This window comes from Nocardiopsis sp. JB363, from assembly GCF_900143625.1.
GTDB lineage: Bacteria > Actinomycetota > Actinomycetes > Streptosporangiales > Streptosporangiaceae > Nocardiopsis.
Map to the genome: position 1 here is coordinate 1 of NZ_FRFF01000062.1, position 18,086 is coordinate 18,086.

Here is an 18,086-nt window from a genome sequence, read left to right on the forward strand (position 1 = left end):
TCGTCGCCCTCACCGACACCGCCGTCTCCCCGGCCGCCGTCGCGTGCGGGCTCGCCTTCACCGGGTGGAGCCACTACTGGTTCGACCGCCGCTTCACCGCCGCCGGCCTCTACGAAGCGATCAACAAGACCGGCTTCGCTCGCTTGGGCACACCCCGCCCCGACCGCGACGACGCCCCGCACCTGGGCACCGGCGCATACCGGATGGACCAGGACTGGCACATCCTGTGGCTGGCGCTCAGCGGCCTGATCATCGCTTCCTCCGGTCTGATCCTGACCGTGCTCACGAGCCTGGCCGTCATGCTCATGGTCTCCGCCATCGTGGCCTCCCGCATCGGGCGTAGGGCTCTTGACCAGTAGATCTAAGAAACTCAGAACTAAAGTTCCTAAGTTTCGTCAACTAATCATTGACAATTAGCACGCGGGCGGGCATGATCGAAGACGTCAAGCAGTAATTGACACTCTCGCTCTCGGAGGATCGCATGACCGACACCAACACCACCTATGGCCCGGCCGACCACCCCGGCGTCGACGTCCCCACCGAACTCCGTTCCTGGGACACCGACCACGCTGGCTACGCCCCGGTCGACATCACCCCGCCGGAGCTGCGAGCCGCTGCGCTGACCGGTGACGTCGAAGCCTGGATCACCGACCCCGTCGCCACCCCGACCGAGATCACCGGCTGGGAGGCCCGCCAGGAGCTCGCCCTGGTCCCCTTCGAGGTCGACGCCGCCGGCTACCCGCTCAACCCCATCGGTCGCACCGGACGCTCGGGCAGGAACTTGGGCTCCTGGGGCGAGAACCAGGCCGCCGACCCGGTCGTGGTGGCCGGCACCGGCTCCGAGCGCCGCGTACTGCTGATCCAGCGCAGCGACATCGGCAAGTGGGCCTTCCCCGGCGGCATGGTCGACCCCGGTGAGACTGCCCCGGCAGCCGTCGTCCGGGAACTCCAGGAGGAGACCGGCGTAGACCTCACCGACCAGACCCCCAGCGCGATCCTGACCCGCTCCTACGTCGCCGACTGGCGCGCCACCGACCACGCCTGGGTCACCAGCACCGCCGCCCTATACCTGCTGCCCGACGTCCTGCCCGCCGTGGCCGCCGACGACGCCGCCGACGCCAAGTGGTTCCCCTTCGTCTCCGTCGCTCAGCTCGCTGAGGACCTGGAGGCACACGGCGGCCTGTACGAGGCGCACCTCCCGATCCTGACCGCCGCTGCGGACCACCTGGGCTAACCCGTGTGGTGCCGGTGCCGCCCCTCGGGGCGGTGTCCGGGACTACACAGGTCCGCCTAAGAAGCTAAGAACATAAGAATCTAAAAGGAGATCCCCATGGCGAAGCAGGTCCAGAGCATCGAGACCGTCGACGGCGTCACCACCATCACCTACGACGACGGCAGCACCGAGACCCAGGGCGGGGCCGTCACCATCGAGGCCGACGAGATCAAGGGCGGCATCAGCTTCGGCTGACGTCGGGTGAACCGGCCCCGGAGGTCCGGGGCCGGTGATAGACCGTCAACACAAGGTTGACGAGAGACGAGAGGAGAGCACACCTATGAGCGCCATGACCGAGCGCCTCGACGAACTCGCTGACGTGGCCCGCCTCCGCCGAGAAGTCGACGTGATCGAGCGGGACCGCATCACCGCCGCCCGCGAGGCCGGCGCGTCCTGGGACCGCATCGCCCAGACCCTGGGCATCCGGACCCGCCAAGGCGCACAGCAGCGGCACACCGCCCTGATCAAGGCCACCACCCCGGAGGACGAGTGACCCCGAGCGCCCCCGACACCTCCCAGTGCCGAGGGCGCTCTCATCTGCGTGGAGAGGAGAAGCCAAAGAGGAGCGCCTACCGGCGCACAGTTCCCCAGGAACAGATAGAAGGACGCCTCACGGCGACGACTACCCCGTGACTCCAGCGACCTCACCGTCCGGCCCGGAGGCCGACTCCACTCGTCAGAAGAAAAGCACCCGGGGGCGGACCTCCAAAGGCTCTGGCTCCCGAGAACATTGACTTATCGGTAGTCAGAAGCGGCCGGAAAAAATGACAGGAACGCCTGTCAATCTCCCTAATGACAGGTAAGGTTGTCATTATGTGCGCACACCTGCGTAGTCGAGAGGAGAACACGCGTGCCGAAGAAACCCCGGCTGCCCTTCGCCGTGCAGTCACGAACCGAGGACGAACTGAGCGCCCTGGTGCGCCGCGTAGCGGCCGCCTTGGCCCCGGAGACCGTGGCCCCCGGCCCCGGGGCGGCACTGACCGCCACCCCCGCTCAGGCTCGCGACGCCGATCTGGCTCGCCTGCGCGCCACTGAGGCGCTGCGCAAGGTCTTGGATGAGCACGCCTACATGCTGGCCCTGGGGCTGGCCATGCGACGGGAGGCCCCGGTCACCTACGCCGACTTGGGAGAGGCCGTAGGAATCAGCCGACAAGCGGCCCGCACCCGCTGGCCGGTTCTCCCCGATGCCAAACCGGGCCGGCCCAAGGACACCCGGCACCGCTGGGAACGCTACGTCGACGCGGTCGAAACAGCCCTCCAAACCGCCGGGGTGTACACCACCATGTCCTGGGCCGAGACCAACGGCACCGACGACGAACGGGAGGAGCGTTGGGAAGGCGGCGTGAGCTGCGGTGCCGACACCCTGGCTTGGAACGAGGACCGGGGCTGGTGGCTCATCCTGAACGGCGAGAGCGTCCGGGATCTGCCCGTGGCCGTGGACGCCCCGGTCAAGGAGGTGGCGGTCGCCGCTCTGGCGTACCTGCCGGTTCTGCGGGACCGTCGCCCCGAGGACGTGCTCCCCGGGGACCGCATCCGCGACCTCGACATGCTCTGGGAAGTCATCGACACCCCCTTCACCCGACCAGACGGCACCGTGACTGTTCCCGTCCGCGACACCACCGACCCCGAGGAGACCACCCAGCTCGCTCTGGCACCGGACGCCGCGCTCAAGATCGAAACGGAGATGGCATGACACCCATGACCAACACCACCGTTCCTGTCCTCGTCCCCGACCTGGACGGCGCCCTGACCCGCACCGTGGCCGCACTGGATGTCTGGGCCCGCGCTCTGGATGAGGCGCAGGTCGACGACCTGCTGGGGATGGAGGCCGCTGACCTCGTATCCCCGCTGGGGCGGCTGTTCGACGTGGTCGCGCCCCTGGAGGTCGACGAGTCCATCGAGCAGATGGCGGCGGAGGACGGGCATCCGCGCCGGTACGGCGACCGGATGTTCGCCCCCGATGGCCGCTACGAGTACACGCCACTGCACCCCGCCCACCTGGATAGCGCCGACATCGAGGTGTTGCGCCGGGCCAGCGGCCTGATCTCCCAGGTCAAGGCCGACCCTCTCGACGAACTCGCCGGCGTCCTGGAGGATCTGGCGCCCCTGTTCGCGGCCGAGATGGACCGGGCCGGTCAGGACGTTGGGCACCTGGAACCGCTGCACGCCCTGGATCGGGTCCTGACGGTGCTCGGGCTCACCGGACACGACCCCGACCGGGAGCGGCTGCGCGACCTGTTGGTCGTGTTGCCGGCCACCGTGCGCCCGGAGCGAGCCGACAAGGTGGACCGCGTCCTCTCCGTCCAGGCCGAGCCCTTGTTCCGGGAGGTGAGCGCGCAGATCGTGCGGACCTGGTACCCGCCTGCTGAGCAGGGCCTACAGGCGTGGGCACGCCTGTAGGGAGCCCGAATCGACGAAGCCCTCCACACCCGAGTTCGGGTGTGGAGGGCTTCGTCATGTCCGGGGTTTTCACCGTGCGTGTTCAACCCAGTGGAGGTTGACCCCGCGCTAGACCCCACGCTGGACGGGGCACTAGACCCGGCGGTAGACACGCCGCTTGACTCACCCTCTGCGAGGAACGGTCTTCGCCCAGCTCAGGTCATGTCGGCAACCCTGACCGACCGCCGACATCTCCTCTTCTGAACAACCTTCACGCCCTGGTCCCCCTTCTTCTCCAGCAGCCAGAGCACCCTCATCTCCGGAGCCACCACCACGCCCGTGCATTCCCCAACGATCGAGGCCACCCCACCCACCAAACCGAACTCAGCACGAGCAGCACAGACTCAACGTAGGCACTACCTAAAACGTCACTGACGAATCACACCGAGGCACTACTAGTGATCGAGGTGCAGCACACCGAGGCACTACTAGTGATCGAGGTGCAGCACACCGAGGCACCATGCCGAACCGAGCCTTCGCCACCGCGTCGAGGCGGCACACCATCCCCGCCACCGGCCCCGGCCACCACACGTCAGGGGACGCGGGGATGGTGTGCCGCGACCTCCTCAGACAGACGTCCGGGACCGCCCTCCGCCACCGCCCACGGAGAGCCCTCAGGTAGACCAGTTCGCCAACGCCGGAGGCGTATCTCGAAGAGATACAAAGGCTCGCTCAATCCCACATACATCAGTGACGTTAATGTGCCGGGTATGGACCACACACCCGAAGAACCTCCCGCCGAACACCACCAGGAGCCCGTCGACCCCGACGTGATCGAGACCGTCCGAACCCAGGCGATCCGGCGAACTTGTGGATGGTGCGGCAAGGGGATGTCCCCCCGAGCGAAGGGCAAAGGCCGGCCGCGGCTGTACTGTTCGCCGGCCCACCGCCAACGCGCTTATGAGGTCCGCACGGCGCGCGAGCGCCTGGAGGCAGACCAGGCCGCCGGCCGGGCGCGGCGCGACGACGAACCGGTCCGCGAGGTCGTGCGTGAGGTGGTCACTCGAACCCGTGTGGTGCGCTCCCCCATCCAGTCGCCGGGCTACTACCCCGGAGACCGCTACGCGCCGCCTCAGGACCCGTGGGAGCCCGCAAAGAGCCCCGAGGCCCCTTCCTCCGGACCGCCGCGCGCCCGTGAGCTACAGCGGCTCCTCACGCGCGCCGCGGCCGCCATCGCTCAGGGCGAGTACAGCCCGTCCGAGATCGAGCGGATCACCCGAGGAACCAGCCAGGTGGAGACAGCGGCCAACAGGTACCACGAGTGGATGAAGGAGACCCTGACCGGCCGTCGACGAGGAAAACGTCACTGATGTAGGTCAACCCGTAAGAGCGCAGGTATCTCCGATACGACGTGTCGGCGTGTCGCCGGTGCACGCCTGGTGGTACCCGGGACTCGCCGCCCCGGGACCCCGCCATCCCGGCCGGGAACCCAACGCCCATCCCGAGCGCCAGGGCGACAGGTTCGTTGGCGTTGGAACCCCGCCCGGACAGGGGTGGGGGTGCACTCCCCTGCCCCGTCACCGCTGCCGAGAGGTGTCTGCCGGCAGGTCCCTGTACGGGTCTGGGGATTCCAGGACCAGGGGCCGAACTCTGCTGACCTGCAACGAAGGGAACAGTTCGGGAAATTTGACGGCGTGCGGACGGTTCTACCCGCGCGGTCGAGGACCTCGACGACGTCGGAGGTTCCAACGCCCCTCCTTGACGGCGTACAGGTCACTGCGCTGAACGGATTCCAAGAAAAGCACCGGGGGCAGTCTCACCCCCGGTGCTTTTCTTGAAGGACGTGGAGTGGTGGGTTATGTCGAGACGTAACCCACCACTCCTGACCTGCGGAAATATGAAGTGATCCACCACTAACCCACCACCCTTATACATACTCTGACCTGCGAATATTCTTAGAAGTGGTGGAGTGGTGGATCACTTCTAGGTACTCACACGCACACAGGCGCACACACGAGTGATCCCCTAGGTACTGAGAAGTGATCCACCACTCCACCATATGGGCTGTTTTCGCAGTTCAAGAGTGGTGGGTTAGGTGGTGGGTTAGTGGTGGGGTGGTGGTGGAGTACAGGCGGTGTAACCCACCACTCGGCCACGAGAAAGCCCCGGTGGTGGATTGCAATCCACCACCGGGGCTCTGGAGCTTCTACCCCTCTACCTGTTGCTCTCGTCGTCCGAGGCTGCCTCAAGGTGGTAGTAGGTTCGCCCCCGACTGATACTTCCCACGATCCGGTAACCGCCGATCCATCGACCTTCGTTAGCGGACAGGACGCTGCCCAGCTTGCGAGGGGAAGGCTGGCCTGATGCCGTGGTCGCTCCAGGGGGCAGCGCTTCGGAGGGGAACGCCGTGAGCATCTCCCTCGCGGTGACCTTCTTGTCCCCGATGGTCGTCTCCCACATGTCGAAGACCTCAGCCCACTCGCTGTCTTCTTGACTCACGGAGTCACCCCAGGAGTCTGGGAACCCCACGATTCCAGCCCAGTCCAAGAGACCTGCGGTAGCCGACGCCCACCGGCCGAACGAGGCCATCCTCACCGGGCGTTTGGGAGCCCCATCCCCGATCCAGCCTCGGATGATCGTAAGGAACGCAGCCATGAGGCGCTGCACGTTCTCAGGAGAGTCGAGCCAGGTCTCCAGGTCCCCCACCGCATAGGCGTCGGGATCGCGCTTCTCAGGGTGCCGCTCTTCGTAGCGAAGGGTGATCGGGAGCGCCCGCCGCTTCATGTCCTCCGTGGGTTTGATGTTGTTCCCGTTCAGTACAACGACCTTCGTGATGGGTACTGAGATCCCACTGTTCGTGCCGAGAATCCGTGCCATCCAAGTCTCTAGGGTCAGGAATTGGGCGAGGATGCCGCTCCCGATGCTGAGCCCGTTGGGCACGTTGTCGAACATGATCACTGGCTCGACGGCTTCGCGCATTGCGGTCGTCAACCGCTTCTCCAGTTCCTCCTCGGAGTAGGAAGGCCAGCTTGCATTGTGCTGGCCATACAGTGCCGCGAACACTTTGCAGAGCGCGCTCTTTCCGACCCCGGCCTGGTTCGCGCTGATGAACGGCGCGGGAACTCGCCAGCCGCCCCCTCCCATCCATCGCAGGGCAGGTGCCATGAGGGCTCCGATGTAGGCCGCGAAACTGGCTCGATCGAGCCAGGGGAAGTCGCCGAAAACGCTGGTGACCAGGGTGACCGCTTTGGTGACCTGATCCTGGGTGGGATTCTCGGGAACGGTAACACCGGGCACGTGGGGTGTGATGTAGAGGCCGGTTTCATCGTGGTATCCGGAATCTGTCACGATCTCGCCAGTAGGCATGACTAGTGGATGCGTCGCGGTGCCGGTGAGCTCTGGGACGAGTTTCTCTGTGTCCCCGCAGAGCATTCCCGCAACGGTTCCCGGAATCAGCTCCCTGTAGGATTGCCGACCGTTTTTGTCGGGCTTGTCCCTGTAGACCACTACATCGATGCGGTTGTGGAGGAAGGCCTTGAGGGCGTCGTTGCTGAGGTCTCGAATACGGGCCTTGGTCACACCTCGTTTGGTCGTGACAGCGACAGTGCAGAACACGTCGTCTCGGTGGTAGATGTCACCGAGACGGGGCAGCAGCCTCCGCAGTTCGTCGAACAGCTCCACATCGTTGGCGTGAGTGATCTCGGGACGGACGGGAGGGAACTGGACCACGTTGTTGGTCGAGTTCGTAGGGTCGGACACTGTGTGGTCTCTCTCTAGGTAGAGGAGAGTCACCGTGGCTAGAGTCCTCAGGTCAGTGCAGGTGGCTACACTGTGCATGTATCGGTTGAGGTTCTTCCGCCAGGTCGACTCTCGATTGGGTTCCGGGGTTGCAGCCCCGGGGTCTTTGGACCGCCGGTCTGCTGAGAGTTCCAGGTCTCAGCAGGTCGGCGGTCTTTCTTGTTCTACATGAGGGGACTGCCAACCCCGACACATCCGCAGTTCAGGGGGTTGTGTCATCTTGCGGTCCGGGTGCCGAATCGGCTCTGGAGACCGGACTCGGAGAGGGCGTTGTCCCACGCCCGACGGAAGTCGCCGGGTCGCTCTCCGACCCGTTGGGCGGCTTCACCCAGTTCGTCGAGCTGGACCCCGGTGACGCAGTCCTGACCACACGTCCCGGCATGACGTCGCACGATCCCTCGGATCACCCCGTACACCTGGGAGTGGACCCCGCCCCCGCTCGGATCGATCTGGGAGAGCGTCTCCACCGCCATCTGGATCCCGCGGTCGAGGTACCCAGGGGCGTGGGTGCAGCGACCCGTCCTTGCCGGGGTGGACCTGGTGGCGGTTGACGGGCGTCGGGCGGCATCGAGACGGGCCTGCCGGGCGTCGAGCTCGTCCTCCAGGGCGGCGGGCACGGGTGCGATGGGCCGGTCAGTTGCGACGATTCCGGTCCACCGGACGTAGGACCCGTTCGATTTGATGTCGACCGGGATGTCGTCGGAGGTGCCAGCGAGTGGGTGGGTGGGGGAGAGACGAAGCGGTCGGGATCGGACCACCCCTTCGTAGTAGAGGTGGTAGCCAGCCCCGGATGAGGACCTCATCATCAGGGTCGGGGTGAGGATCCCCCGGTTGGCCAGTCCGGTGACCCACTGGTGTCCGGACTGTCCGTCGACGTCGACCACCGTGAGGTTCGACGCGCCGGTCGCGACGCCGACTCCGTCAGCGTCGTGAGGCCAGCGCTGCTCGAGGACGACGGAGTCGGTGGTGGCCCCGTAGAACCCGTGGCACCACTGCGTTTGGCAGGTGCAGTCCGCGCCGTGGTGCCGGTCCTGCCGACAGTCTCGGCAGGACCGCACCGGCCCCTTCCCCGAGAGCGGCATCACCGCCCACCCCCGGCCGGCCACCAGCTCCACGGCCACATCTACGGCCCTGGTCATCGTGTGTGTCATCCTGTCTCTACCTATCTGTCCTGGTAGGTGGTCACCCGGGGGCGGTTGCATCGCCCCCGGGTGCTTTTCTTTCGAAGAGGGTGGTTCTCCGGGCTGGGAGAGCGGCCACGCCGGAGTCACGGGGAAGTCGCCGCCGTCAGGCGTCCGCCTTCATGATTTGCGCCAACTCGTTGGTGTACTCCTGCGCGAGTGGCTCGTGGGGGTAGTGCACGCGGAGTTCGCTGCTCAGCTCGTGCCCGACCATGGCAAGACTCGGGAGAGACTTCCGTTCACCCTCTAGGGCGTTCCTTCCGTGCTCTACGGCAGCTTCGAGATCGCCAGCCCGAGCGGCGATGACTCCCTTCGAGACCCATGCTTCAGCCGCTCGCATAGGGCTGATGACGGTCCCGTCCCAGGTAGTGCAGCTTCGGAGGACCTCGTTGGCGAGTGCGTCAGCGATGCGATCCTCACCCACAGTTCGAAGGACGTCCATCGAGTAGAAGTCGAACTTTTGGGGATCCACGATGAAGTGGTGGGCCGGGTCCGTGGGGTAGGGCAGAGATTCGAGAAGAGTCCGCCCCTGGTCAAGGGCGACCTCGACCTTTCGGCGGTCCCCTATCCGGGCCCATGCTTTGGCTTGCTGAGCCCTGAGCTGCACAGACACGGAACGCTCTCCGGCTGCTTCGATGCCCGCGGTGGAGGCAGCGAGCACCGCACCGTAGTCGCCCCTGGTGAGAGCGAACCAGCAGCTCATCTCGTAAGACCAGCCGATTACGTCGTGATCGTCGGCTTCGACACCGAGAAGGTTGGCGGAGCGCCTGGTCGCTTCGGCATGGGTTGAGGCACCTGTGTCCTGTTCCAGACACCCGACGAGCAACGCGAGCATCCCGGAAAGCGACAGCAGCTCACGATGCTGGGAGAGGGTCACCCGCATGTCGAGGAGGTCGGAGATCCGGGTCAGCCAGGAACGGCCTTCTAGGAGGAGCTGGGGGGCGGGCACCGTGGGGTAGTCGGCGCAGAGGCGATCCACGGTGAGTCGTAGGGCGTCCAAAGTGGCTTGGTCTATGGCGGACGCCTGGAGCCGAGACAGGACCTCAGTGGTAACAGAGACAGGTGTTCCGGCAGACACCATCACGTCTTGGGGGTCGCGGGGGGCGGCGAACATCGCTCCACTCACGGAACCGAAAATGGCAGCGATGAGTCGCTGGTATTCGGGGCTAGGCAGAACACGTCCGGATTCCCAGCGTTTCCACTGGTCAACCATGTTGGATTCGTCTGGAAGCACTCGACTTGCTTCGTACTGGAGTCGACGAACGCAGTCGCGCTGTGTCCATCCTCGAAGCTGCCGTTCCCGCTTCATGCGGCGTGCCCAGGGTGTGGTCGCAGAGGTACTCATGTGCTCACGCTCCTGACTACTGATGGTGTCTGTCTAGGTGGCATCTAGGGGACATGGAAGGGTCCCCTGGCTGCCTCTCGTGGGGAAGGGCAGCTCACGAGACGCTGGAGTCATGTTCAACGAGGCGCTCACGCAGTTCCCGGACCTCGACTTCGAGGGTCCGGACCCGCTCTTCGAGGCCCGGTTTAGGGGCTGGAGGCTCGGTCACGAACCAGCCCACCCCGTGGGTGGGCTCGGCTTTCCCGAGCTTCTGAAGTTCTGTGTACGCGCGGCGGACGGTCATCACTGCTACCCCGTGGCGCTCGGACAGAGCGCGAGTGGAGGGGAGAAGGTCCCCGGGGGAGAGTTCACCCGAGGAGATCTTTCCTTGCAGGTCATCGAGTACGCGGAGATAGGGCTGACGCGCTGCTTGTCGGTTCGTCATGGGAACAGTGTACACATGAGAAACAGCTGAGCTAGTCCACCTTGAATCACTCTTGCTTGACGCCTTGACAAACTCTGAGAACTAGCTCAGACTCAACTGTGTTAGCTCAGTTGAACGCACGAGCCACCCCGGGATGACGGCCTGGAGTGGCTCACGGATCGCCTGTGTAGGAGGAGACCCGCATGACCATGATGCCCGCCCGGAACAGCGGCTACGCCGCCCCCAGGGCGCTGAACGTCACCGCTCTGGCGGTGCTGATGGAGAGCACCGAGCCCGAGCTGCACACCCCCGGACAGCTGCCCGGCGAAACCCTCGCCGAGACCGCCGCCCGCCGCGCCGCCGCCGCCGACATCGTCGACGACATCCTCACCGAACTGGCCGCCGTCGAGTTCGACGGGAGCGCCGCCTGATGACCTTTACTCTCATCATGCTCGGGGCCTTCCCCGTCCTGCTCATCGCCGCCGCGATCCTGCTCTGCCGCCTCCCCGACGAGACCGGCGACCTCCAGCGCATCGGCGCCGTCCGCGCCCGCCAGGCCGACCGAGAGGCCGGTGAACAGGGATGACCACGACCCACATGATCCAGACCGCCGGCATCATCGCCGTCCTCGTGGTCCTGGTCCTGACCCTGACGGTCACGCTCCTGCGCCTGGTGGCGCTGCCGCTCGCCGGAGCCGCTCTGCTCTTGGACACCGCGGCCAACGTCTGCGCTGCCCCGCTGTCCCTGCCCGCGTCGACCTCGAAGGAGGACACCCGATGAAGCCCAGCACGACGACGGTGACCCCGATCGAGGACACCGACTCGCAAGCCGGAGACAAGCTCTCCACGAAGCTCTCCGCCCGCCGCGCCACCCGCAAGATCAAGCAGAAGCACCGCCAGGCCGAGCTGAAGGAGACCATCGCCCACCAGGGCGAGTTGGCCCGCATCATGCGCAGCGGCCGTGCGGTAGCGCTCCGACTGGAGTCCACCCGTCGCTTGGTCCTGCGGGTCCTGATCCCGGCCCTGCTCGCTTTCGGGGCCTGGTCCACGGCCGGTGTCCAGGCCGGGGCCGCCGCGATGACCGGAGCCGAAGAGGACAGCGTCATGTGGTGGGCGCTGTGGGCGCTGGAACCGGCCCTCATCGCGTTCGTCGCCGTCGTGGTCCTGGTCCGGTGCCGGCTCCTGGGAGTCGCTGAGGAGACGACGGACGTCGAAGACCCGCTCCTGACCGCCTCGAAACTCATGTGGGGGGCTCTCGGAGTCTCTCTCGTGCTCAACACCGTGGGCCACTGGCCGAGTGACTGGGAAGGTGCGGGAGGACTCCTCTTCCACGCTCTCGGACCGATCGGCGCCGCGGCCACCGTCCACCTGATCGGAGTCCTTCTGGAAGCGGTGGGCGCGGTCCCGGTCCCGGAAGGCAAAGACGTTCAGGAGCCGGTTCAGGAGTCGCAGGAGTCGACTCCTGAGAGCGCCCCGGAGACAGTCGAGATCGACCGGTCCCGGCTCTCGGAGCGGGCGCTGGAGATCCCGGCCGGCGCGACCCGACTGGCGGTGGTCCGCTGCTGCTCCGAGCCCCGCCGAAAGACGGCTCCGAAGCCCGCACGTTCGACCGATGAGCAGGCCGAACGCCCGGTTCAGAAGTCGACCCCGAGCGACTCTCGAAAGGCCCGCGCCGACAAGGGCACCAAGGTCCCGGCCGCCGCGAAGAAGACTGCCGAGACGCCGTCCCCGCGTCGACTCTCGGACCTGGATCTGGCCGTGATGCTCGAAGAGCGGATCGACTCCCGAGAGCTCCCCGAGAGCCCCACCGTGAAGGCCGTTCAGGGGTCGCTCAGCGTGGGATTCGAGAGGGCCAAGCGAGTCTTGGCGCTGCACCAGGAGCGCACCGAGACCGTCCTTCCCGGGCAGCTCAGCGTGGTCGACGCGGCTGCTGAGGAGGCCGCCGCATGAGCCGCCTCACCGCCTGGTCCCGACCGACCACACCCACCTTCGACCACGAGGCGTGGACCCGCCGCAACAGTGATCTGACCCCCGAGCAGTGCCAGACCCAGGGCCTGTGCGTGGACTGCGGAGGCCGTGGCGGCCTCTGGTGGAGCTACCTCGGAGAGTTCGGCTACACGCCCTGCCGCCACTGCCACCAGCGCACCTAAGAACCTCAGAACTTATACACCTAGGAGTCTTCATGAAGCTTCGCCGCACCGCCGCCCGCATCGCTCACGGCACCGACCACATGCCCGCTCACGCCCTGGTCATGAGGCTCGCGGTCATCCTGTTCGGCACCGGAGTCAGCATCACCACCGACTCCTGGTTCAGCGTCATGGCGGCCGCGATGAGCGTCCTGTGCTGGGTCGTGACCCTGTGGGAGCTGCACGACGCCGCCATCGACTGCGAGCAGGACCTCGACGACGACACCGATGAGGACCAGGGCGACGAGGCCGAGACCGGCTTCGGCACCGCCGCATAACACCCACACAGAACACAGAGCGGTGGCCCATCCGCCAAGACCAGCCACCGCTCACACCCACAGAGAGGCACCACACATGACCGGCATCGAGATCCTCATCCTCACCCTCATCCTGGCCACCGGCATCGCCCTGGTCATCTCCGGCCACCGCGACGAGAAGCGCACCACCCCCAGCCGCTCCAAGTCCAGCCGCTAGCCACCCACACCCACCGGGCCTGCCCCACCCAGGGCAGGCCCCCGTACTGGAAGGAAAGCCGGATGACCAGTGGAATCGTCGCCCTCACCGCCACCGGAATCGCCATCGTCCTGCTGATTTTCGGGAAGCAAGGCCGTCTGCTCACCGCGTGCTCGTTCATCGCCGGACTCGCCGTCGTGCCCTTCCTTGCGCCCTACACCGTGGCCGGGGTTCGGGCGCTGGGCAGCGCCACCTTCGACGGCACCGCGGCTCTGGTCGCCGTGGTGGCCTCCGGCTGGGTGGTCTTCGAACTCAAGGACGCCGGAACCCGCAAGCTCACCCCGTGGATCGCGCTGCTCGTGCCCTGCCTGTGGCTGGCCGCGTCCGGTCCGTTCATCGGCATCTACGAGTTCGTCGCCGGCGGCCTGGACAGCGCAGAGCAGTTCACCACCGAGTTCAACGTCAACGACTACTGAGCCAACGCAGAAGTGGGCGGCGACCCCAAAGTCCGCCAAGACCGGCCGCCGCCCACCACCTCAACCAGAGAGAGGCACCACCAGCATGACCGCCACGAACCCCGACCACACCATCACCGACGAGGTCCAGGACGCCGAGGTCATCGAACTACGGCCCGGCACCACGACCGAGTCGGCCCCCAGCGCGGTTGAGACGAAGGTGTTCGAAGCCGAGATCGTCGACGACAACGAGGACCAGGAGCAGGACGAGCCCGCGCCGTCGACCGAGGTCGCCGTACCCGCCAAGGCCAAGACCAAGATCGCGGTGCCCGCCCCCCTGCGCACCGCCGCCACCCGCGTCGGCGAGATCGCCAAGCGCCCCGACCGCCTGGCCCTGGCCGTGCTCAAGCACGAGCTGGTCTACGGCAGCGTGGGCACCGCCCGCGGCGCCGGGGTGCTGTGGCGGTGGATGGTCGCCGCTGAGCTGGACACCCAGCTCGCGACCAAACCCGAACTGGTCCTGGTCACCCGCAAGAAGCGCCGCAACATCGTCTTCGCCGGAGCGGGCACGCTCACCACCGCCGGAACCGCCGCCTGGTTCCTTCTCGCCCCGGCCGTACCCCTCATCGCGATCCTCATGGTCCTGGCCGTCGCCGGCGGGCTGGAGCGCCGCCGCATCGGGCTGGGCGACGCCGAAGCCGGACACGCCAGCCTGGGCGGATCCCCCTCAAGCAAGGAGGTCAAGAAGGTCCTGGTGGCCGCCGGACTCGCCAAGCGGATAGATGACCTGCGCATGGTCGGACCCGTCACCCGTACCGGTGACGCCTGGGAAGCCACCGCCGAACTCCCGCCCGGCACCACCTACAAGGTCGCCACCACCAAGCGCGGAGCCATCGCCGCCGCCATCGGCGTCGACGAGATCCAGGTCGCCCTGGACCCGGTCAAGGGCCACAACGGCCGGATGCGCATATGGGTCGCCGACGAGGACCCCATGCAGGGCGACCGGATCGAAAACCCGCTGGTGGCATCCGAGGGCCCGGTCAACTTCTGGCGCGACAAGCTCTTCGCTGGAGCCGACGCCCGAGGCCGCGCCCTGACCTTCTCCATGGTCGAACGCTCCTACCTCATCGGGGGAGAGCCCGGCGGTGGCAAGTCCGTGGCCTCCAACAACGTGCTCGCGTTCTTCTTCCTGGACCCGCGGATCAAGGTCTACCTCGCGGACGGAAAGTTCGGCACCGACCTGATGATGTGGGAGCCCATGGCGGCCGGGGTCCTCACCGACAAGAACCAGGGCGCGATGCTGCCCTTCATCGCTGAGATCTGCGACGAGATGGAGCGCCGCTACGCCCTCAAGCGCAAGCTGCGCGTGCAGACCTTCACCGAGGCCGACGCGAACAAGTACGGACTCCACCCGATCGTGCTGCACATCGACGAGATCCAGTACTGGACCGCCTCCGGCGACAGCAAGCTCGACAAGGCTTGCATGACCGCGATCGCCGACATCGTCGCCCGAGGCCGCGCCGTGGGCATCATCGTGGGCGTGGTCACCCAGCGCCCCGCCGCCGAGGTCGTGCCCACCCGGCTGCGCGACATCCTCTCCATCCGCTGGGCGCTGCGCTGCACTGCCCCGGCCGCGTCCGACACCATCCTCGGACAGGGATGGGCCGGACGCGGCTACAGCGCATCGCTGATCCAGCCCGACCAGCGCGGCGCCGGCTACATCCTCGCCGAAGGGTCCTCACCGGTGCAGCTGCGCTCGGCCTTCATCGACCCCGGCAAGGACGAGATCGACACCATCGCCGCCCGCGCCTACGACCTCCGCAAGGCCGCTGGCACCCTTCCCGCCACCGACGACCGCGCCGAGATCCGTCTGCTCACCGCGATCCTCGAAGCCATGACCCACCCCAAGGGCATCCACACCAAGGATCTGCTGCCCGCGTTGGCCGCCGCCAGCGACGAGTACGCCGACTGGGACAGCGCCCGCCTCTCCGCCGCCGTCAAGGGGCTCGGACTCATCCCCGGACAGCTCGACATCGAGGGCACCAACCGCAACGGCTACCGCCGCGACCGCACCCAGAACGCCCTCGACAACGCCTGAAACCGGACCTAGAACACCCTCTGGAAGGGGTCTAGAACTAGGGCCACAGCCCCTAGGAACTAGACCCCTCCTCTATGTCCTAGAACCCCCTCTGACCAGCTGACTAGCAGCCCTAGACCGCCTAGAGACACCCCCAGAGGAGCCCCTCAGACACCGCTCTGAGGGGCTCCTCCGCGTTTTCGCGCCCCGACCCTAGGAAGCGGCTCCGGAGGGCGCACGACCCCCATCCCGGCCGGCGTCGTGCGGTCCCTGGCACCACGCCGGGGGCCGCTCTCATGCGCAAGGAACCTAGGTCGCTAGGTACCTCAGTGAGAAGATGCCTCCATGACCAAGACCAGACCCCGCATCACCGCCGTGTTCGGTGGCAAGGGCGGTATCGGCAAAAGCACCACCGCCACCAACCTCGCGTGGCTCTTCGGCCGAGACCAGGGCGAGACGCTCTTGGTCGACGCCAACGCCGACCAACCCAGCGCCACCGAGATCTACGAGCAACTCCAGATCGACGCCACCTACACCCTCACCACGGAGAAGGACCCGGCCAAGCTCGGACACCTGACCCAGGTCCCCTTCGACTGGGTGATCGTGGACTGCCCTCCCTCCCCCACCGAGGCCGCGGCCGCCATGGACGCAGCAGACCTCGTGCTCGTGCCCTTCCAGCCCCGATGGCTGGAAACCCGCGCGATCATGCGCACCCTGCGCGCGCTGACCACACGGCCGCACCGGGTGCTGTTCGTCGCCATCGCCCACAACAAAAGGGGTGTCGCCCGCGCGGCCCGTGAGGCGCTGTCCGGCATGGAGGTCCCGCTCTTGGGATCGGAGGTGCGCCGCTATGACGCCCACGAACAGGCCCAGGGCAGCGGGTGGCCGGTGTTCACCCCCGAGGCCCACCAGCGCATCAACCACGCGGACCGATGCGACATCGACTACACCGCCGTCCGTGACGAACTCCTGACCCTGCCGGAGCTGATCCGATGAGCGCCGCCCACAAGAAGCACTTCGATCTCGGAGACGTCGTCCGCCAGGACCTGACCACCGAACCCGAGCAGCCGAAGGGGCCGCCCCCGCCCCCGGGCGGCATCCCAGACCCGATGACGCTGGAGCAGATCGCAGCCACACCGCCGGACCGTCGCCGCCAGTTCAACGTCGGGGTGCCCGTGGAGTTGTGGCTGCACCGGCGGACCGCCATATACCGAGAGGACCACGGGCTCGGGGCCACCCGTCAGAACATCGCGGCGTTGGCGGTCGACGAGTGGCTGAGGTCACGCGGCTACTGACACCCACCCGGACCAGGCACTCTAGGGACCTCACATGTGAGGTCCCTAATTTATGTCACGAACCAGTTGACATCCCGCACGCTTCCAGGGCATCATCGAAGACGTCAAGCAGAAATTGACGAAACTTAGGTTCCTAACTCTTGGGAGAGTGCATGAACATCACCTTCACCGCCCCGGGCGACAGCTTCCAGACCCTCCTGGTCTCCGCCCCCCACGCCGACGTCAGTGTCCGCGCCGACGACATCACCGAGGCCATCATCGAGATCACCGGCCCCGAGGACATCGTCCGCCAGGCCAACGCCGTCGTGGCCGCCGGGATCTGGACCCTGAACCTGCCCGACGCCCCCGCCTCGACCTTCACCACCGGCAACGGCAACATGACGGTCGGCACCAACCGCGGCATGGTGATCCAGGCCGGCAGCGTCAGCGGCGACGTGTTCTTCGGCGGCGGGAACGTGACCTTCACCGGTGACGTCCGCATCAGCCAGCCCGAGCCGGTCACCGTCGCCATCCGGATCCCGCGCGGCACCCAGCTCATCACCCGGATGCGGTCCGGGGACCTGTCCACCGCCGGCGAACTCGGCGGCGTCGACCACCAGGGCCAGTCGGGCCAGGTCCGCATCGCCCACGCCCACGACATCAGCGCCGAGACCGCCTCCGGTGACGTGAGCGTGCGCCAGGTCGAGACCGTGGCCACGATCCGTACCGCCTCCGGTGACGTCCGCGTCGACGGTGGCACCCGCATCGACGTCCAGGCCGCATCCGGCGACGTCCACTTCGCCGCCACCGCCGACTGCGTCCTGTTCGCCCGCACCGCCTCCGGCGACATCCGGATCCGTCGCTTCGGCCACCAGGTGAACGCCAACACCCGCACGGCCTCCGGCGACGTGCGCGACTCCTGATCCACCTCGAAGGGGCCGGCCCACCCGGCCGGCCCCGAACTTAGGTTCTTAGATTCCTAAATCCACTAACAATTCCTAACGCTGGAGGACCCATGCAGCCCCTCGACGCCGCCCTGCTCGGAGCTCTCGCCCTGCCACTGTTCGCCGCCCACAACCTCGCGGACCATCCTCTCCAGTCGAGCGCGTGGGCCGCGGCCAAGGGCCGCTGCGACCACGAGGGCCGCCTCGCGTGCGCCAAGCACGTCCTGGTCGTCGTCGTGCTCCAGGCCGTCGCCGTCCTCGGAGTCGTCGCCCTCACCGACACCGCCGTCTCCCCGGCCGCCGTCGCGTGCGGGCTCGC

General features: G+C 66.9%; 23 protein-coding genes and 1 pseudogene. 19 read left to right on the forward strand and 5 right to left on the reverse strand.

Features of this window, described 5'->3' with window-relative positions:
* The 6 genes and pseudogenes from BQ8420_RS31820 to BQ8420_RS09270 all read left to right on the forward strand — a co-directional run.
* Positions 1-359 (forward strand): annotated as a pseudogene (locus BQ8420_RS31820) (hypothetical protein); the annotation flags it as partial.
* A gap of 122 nt (positions 360-481) precedes the next feature.
* Positions 482-1,234 carry an NUDIX domain-containing protein gene (locus tag BQ8420_RS09255; protein WP_087097428.1) on the forward strand — a complete coding sequence of 251 codons (753 nt, stop codon included), beginning with the start codon at positions 482-484 and terminating at the stop codon, positions 1,232-1,234.
* 96 nt (positions 1,235-1,330) lie between these two features.
* The gene (locus tag BQ8420_RS31825; protein ID WP_160049287.1) at positions 1,331-1,468 is read left to right on the forward strand and encodes a hypothetical protein; all 138 of its coding nucleotides are present in this window, start codon (positions 1,331-1,333) and stop codon (positions 1,466-1,468) included.
* An 85-nt stretch (positions 1,469-1,553) separates the two neighbouring features.
* Positions 1,554-1,766, forward strand: coding sequence for a hypothetical protein (locus BQ8420_RS09260; protein ID WP_087097429.1), 213 nt, complete (start codon positions 1,554-1,556; stop codon positions 1,764-1,766).
* 357 nt (positions 1,767-2,123) lie between these two features.
* Entirely contained in the window at positions 2,124-2,966 is an 843-nt protein-coding gene (locus BQ8420_RS09265) for a hypothetical protein (RefSeq protein ID WP_087097430.1), read from the forward strand.
* Positions 2,967-2,971: 5 nt separating this feature from the next.
* On the forward strand, positions 2,972-3,673 hold the full coding sequence (locus BQ8420_RS09270; protein ID WP_160049288.1) for a hypothetical protein: 702 nt from the start codon (positions 2,972-2,974) through the stop codon (positions 3,671-3,673).
* A 194-nt stretch (positions 3,674-3,867) separates the two neighbouring features.
* On the opposite strand, the gene BQ8420_RS31830 is transcribed toward BQ8420_RS09270, so the two are convergent.
* Positions 3,868-4,017 carry a hypothetical protein gene (locus BQ8420_RS31830; RefSeq protein WP_160049289.1) on the reverse strand — a complete coding sequence of 50 codons (150 nt, stop codon included), beginning with the start codon at positions 4,015-4,017 and terminating at the stop codon, positions 3,868-3,870.
* Positions 4,018-4,422: 405 nt separating this feature from the next.
* On the opposite strand from BQ8420_RS31830, the gene BQ8420_RS09275 reads away from it, so the two are divergent.
* Positions 4,423-5,022 (forward strand): zinc ribbon domain-containing protein, encoded by a 600-nt coding sequence (locus BQ8420_RS09275; RefSeq protein WP_087097432.1) that lies wholly within the window; start codon positions 4,423-4,425, stop codon positions 5,020-5,022.
* 844 nt (positions 5,023-5,866) lie between these two features.
* Here the strand turns inward: BQ8420_RS09275 and BQ8420_RS09280 are convergent.
* The 4 genes from BQ8420_RS09280 to BQ8420_RS09295 form a co-directional block, all read right to left on the reverse strand.
* The gene (locus tag BQ8420_RS09280) at positions 5,867-7,444 is read right to left on the reverse strand and encodes a hypothetical protein (protein WP_143847171.1); all 1,578 of its coding nucleotides are present in this window, start codon (positions 7,442-7,444) and stop codon (positions 5,867-5,869) included.
* A gap of 221 nt (positions 7,445-7,665) precedes the next feature.
* Positions 7,666-8,589, reverse strand: a complete 924-nt coding sequence (locus BQ8420_RS09285; protein WP_160049290.1) for a bifunctional DNA primase/polymerase — start codon at positions 8,587-8,589, stop codon at positions 7,666-7,668.
* 148 nt (positions 8,590-8,737) lie between these two features.
* Positions 8,738-9,844: an XRE family transcriptional regulator gene (locus BQ8420_RS09290; protein WP_235006016.1), complete on the reverse strand. Its 1,107-nt coding sequence runs from the start codon at positions 9,842-9,844 to the stop codon at positions 8,738-8,740.
* Positions 9,845-10,070: 226 nt separating this feature from the next.
* Positions 10,071-10,400 carry a GntR family transcriptional regulator gene (locus tag BQ8420_RS09295; RefSeq protein ID WP_143847173.1) on the reverse strand — a complete coding sequence of 110 codons (330 nt, stop codon included), beginning with the start codon at positions 10,398-10,400 and terminating at the stop codon, positions 10,071-10,073.
* Between the two features lie 182 nt (positions 10,401-10,582).
* Between BQ8420_RS09295 and BQ8420_RS09300 the strand changes: the two genes are divergently transcribed.
* From BQ8420_RS09300 to BQ8420_RS09350, 12 genes are all read left to right on the forward strand, one after another.
* Entirely contained in the window at positions 10,583-10,810 is a 228-nt protein-coding gene (locus tag BQ8420_RS09300) for a hypothetical protein (RefSeq protein ID WP_087097437.1), read from the forward strand.
* Positions 10,810-10,965, forward strand: a complete 156-nt coding sequence (locus BQ8420_RS31835) for a hypothetical protein (RefSeq protein WP_160049291.1) — start codon at positions 10,810-10,812, stop codon at positions 10,963-10,965. The genes BQ8420_RS09300 and BQ8420_RS31835 overlap by 1 nt, the downstream gene beginning before the upstream one ends.
* A complete protein-coding gene (locus BQ8420_RS09305; protein WP_087097438.1) occupies positions 10,962-11,159 on the forward strand; it encodes a hypothetical protein in 198 nt (65 codons plus the stop codon). The genes BQ8420_RS31835 and BQ8420_RS09305 overlap by 4 nt, the downstream gene beginning before the upstream one ends.
* Positions 11,156-12,328 (forward strand): hypothetical protein, encoded by a 1,173-nt coding sequence (locus BQ8420_RS09310; RefSeq protein ID WP_087097439.1) that lies wholly within the window; start codon positions 11,156-11,158, stop codon positions 12,326-12,328. The genes BQ8420_RS09305 and BQ8420_RS09310 overlap by 4 nt, the downstream gene beginning before the upstream one ends.
* Positions 12,325-12,528: a hypothetical protein gene (locus BQ8420_RS09315; RefSeq protein ID WP_087097440.1), complete on the forward strand. Its 204-nt coding sequence runs from the start codon at positions 12,325-12,327 to the stop codon at positions 12,526-12,528. Before BQ8420_RS09310 ends, BQ8420_RS09315 begins: the two co-directional genes overlap by 4 nt.
* Before the next feature lie 32 nt (positions 12,529-12,560).
* Complete coding sequence (locus BQ8420_RS09320; RefSeq protein WP_087097441.1) at positions 12,561-12,842, forward strand: hypothetical protein; 282 nt, start codon at positions 12,561-12,563, stop codon at positions 12,840-12,842.
* Positions 12,843-13,100: 258 nt separating this feature from the next.
* A complete protein-coding gene (locus BQ8420_RS09325) occupies positions 13,101-13,493 on the forward strand; it encodes a hypothetical protein (RefSeq protein WP_087097442.1) in 393 nt (130 codons plus the stop codon).
* Positions 13,494-13,578: 85 nt separating this feature from the next.
* Positions 13,579-15,570: an FtsK/SpoIIIE domain-containing protein gene (locus tag BQ8420_RS33145; protein WP_087097443.1), complete on the forward strand. Its 1,992-nt coding sequence runs from the start codon at positions 13,579-13,581 to the stop codon at positions 15,568-15,570.
* A 324-nt stretch (positions 15,571-15,894) separates the two neighbouring features.
* Positions 15,895-16,545: a P-loop NTPase gene (locus tag BQ8420_RS09335; RefSeq protein ID WP_087097444.1), complete on the forward strand. Its 651-nt coding sequence runs from the start codon at positions 15,895-15,897 to the stop codon at positions 16,543-16,545.
* Positions 16,542-16,844 (forward strand): hypothetical protein, encoded by a 303-nt coding sequence (locus BQ8420_RS09340; protein ID WP_087097445.1) that lies wholly within the window; start codon positions 16,542-16,544, stop codon positions 16,842-16,844. The genes BQ8420_RS09335 and BQ8420_RS09340 overlap by 4 nt, the downstream gene beginning before the upstream one ends.
* Positions 16,845-16,996: 152 nt before the next feature.
* The gene (locus tag BQ8420_RS09345; RefSeq protein ID WP_087097446.1) at positions 16,997-17,746 is read left to right on the forward strand and encodes a DUF4097 family beta strand repeat-containing protein; all 750 of its coding nucleotides are present in this window, start codon (positions 16,997-16,999) and stop codon (positions 17,744-17,746) included.
* A gap of 92 nt (positions 17,747-17,838) precedes the next feature.
* Positions 17,839-18,086, forward strand: a 248-nt coding sequence (locus tag BQ8420_RS09350; RefSeq protein WP_143847175.1) for a DUF3307 domain-containing protein, incomplete at its 3' end; no start/stop codon positions are given.

Coding starts and splice junctions, on each gene's coding strand:
- BQ8420_RS09260 (WP_087097429.1), top strand. CDS start 1,554: ATGAGCGCCATGACCGAGCGCCTCGACGAACTCGCTGACGTGGCCCGC.
- BQ8420_RS09275 (WP_087097432.1), top strand. CDS start 4,423: ATGGACCACACACCCGAAGAACCTCCCGCCGAACACCACCAGGAGCCC.
- BQ8420_RS09325 (WP_087097442.1), top strand. CDS start 13,101: ATGACCAGTGGAATCGTCGCCCTCACCGCCACCGGAATCGCCATCGTC.
- BQ8420_RS09295 (WP_143847173.1), bottom strand. CDS start 10,400: ATGACGAACCGACAAGCAGCGCGTCAGCCCTATCTCCGCGTACTCGAT.
- BQ8420_RS09335 (WP_087097444.1), top strand. CDS start 15,895: ATGACCAAGACCAGACCCCGCATCACCGCCGTGTTCGGTGGCAAGGGC.
- BQ8420_RS09255 (WP_087097428.1), top strand. CDS start 482: ATGACCGACACCAACACCACCTATGGCCCGGCCGACCACCCCGGCGTC.
- BQ8420_RS31835 (WP_160049291.1), top strand. CDS start 10,810: ATGACCTTTACTCTCATCATGCTCGGGGCCTTCCCCGTCCTGCTCATC.
- BQ8420_RS09290 (WP_235006016.1), bottom strand. CDS start 9,844: ATGGTTGACCAGTGGAAACGCTGGGAATCCGGACGTGTTCTGCCTAGC.
- BQ8420_RS33145 (WP_087097443.1), top strand. CDS start 13,579: ATGACCGCCACGAACCCCGACCACACCATCACCGACGAGGTCCAGGAC.
- BQ8420_RS31825 (WP_160049287.1), top strand. CDS start 1,331: ATGGCGAAGCAGGTCCAGAGCATCGAGACCGTCGACGGCGTCACCACC.
- BQ8420_RS09305 (WP_087097438.1), top strand. CDS start 10,962: ATGACCACGACCCACATGATCCAGACCGCCGGCATCATCGCCGTCCTC.
- BQ8420_RS09340 (WP_087097445.1), top strand. CDS start 16,542: ATGAGCGCCGCCCACAAGAAGCACTTCGATCTCGGAGACGTCGTCCGC.
- BQ8420_RS09320 (WP_087097441.1), top strand. CDS start 12,561: ATGAAGCTTCGCCGCACCGCCGCCCGCATCGCTCACGGCACCGACCAC.
- BQ8420_RS09300 (WP_087097437.1), top strand. CDS start 10,583: ATGACCATGATGCCCGCCCGGAACAGCGGCTACGCCGCCCCCAGGGCG.
- BQ8420_RS09270 (WP_160049288.1), top strand. CDS start 2,972: ATGACCAACACCACCGTTCCTGTCCTCGTCCCCGACCTGGACGGCGCC.
- BQ8420_RS09345 (WP_087097446.1), top strand. CDS start 16,997: ATGAACATCACCTTCACCGCCCCGGGCGACAGCTTCCAGACCCTCCTG.
- BQ8420_RS09285 (WP_160049290.1), bottom strand. CDS start 8,589: ATGACCAGGGCCGTAGATGTGGCCGTGGAGCTGGTGGCCGGCCGGGGG.
- BQ8420_RS09310 (WP_087097439.1), top strand. CDS start 11,156: ATGAAGCCCAGCACGACGACGGTGACCCCGATCGAGGACACCGACTCG.
- BQ8420_RS09315 (WP_087097440.1), top strand. CDS start 12,325: ATGAGCCGCCTCACCGCCTGGTCCCGACCGACCACACCCACCTTCGAC.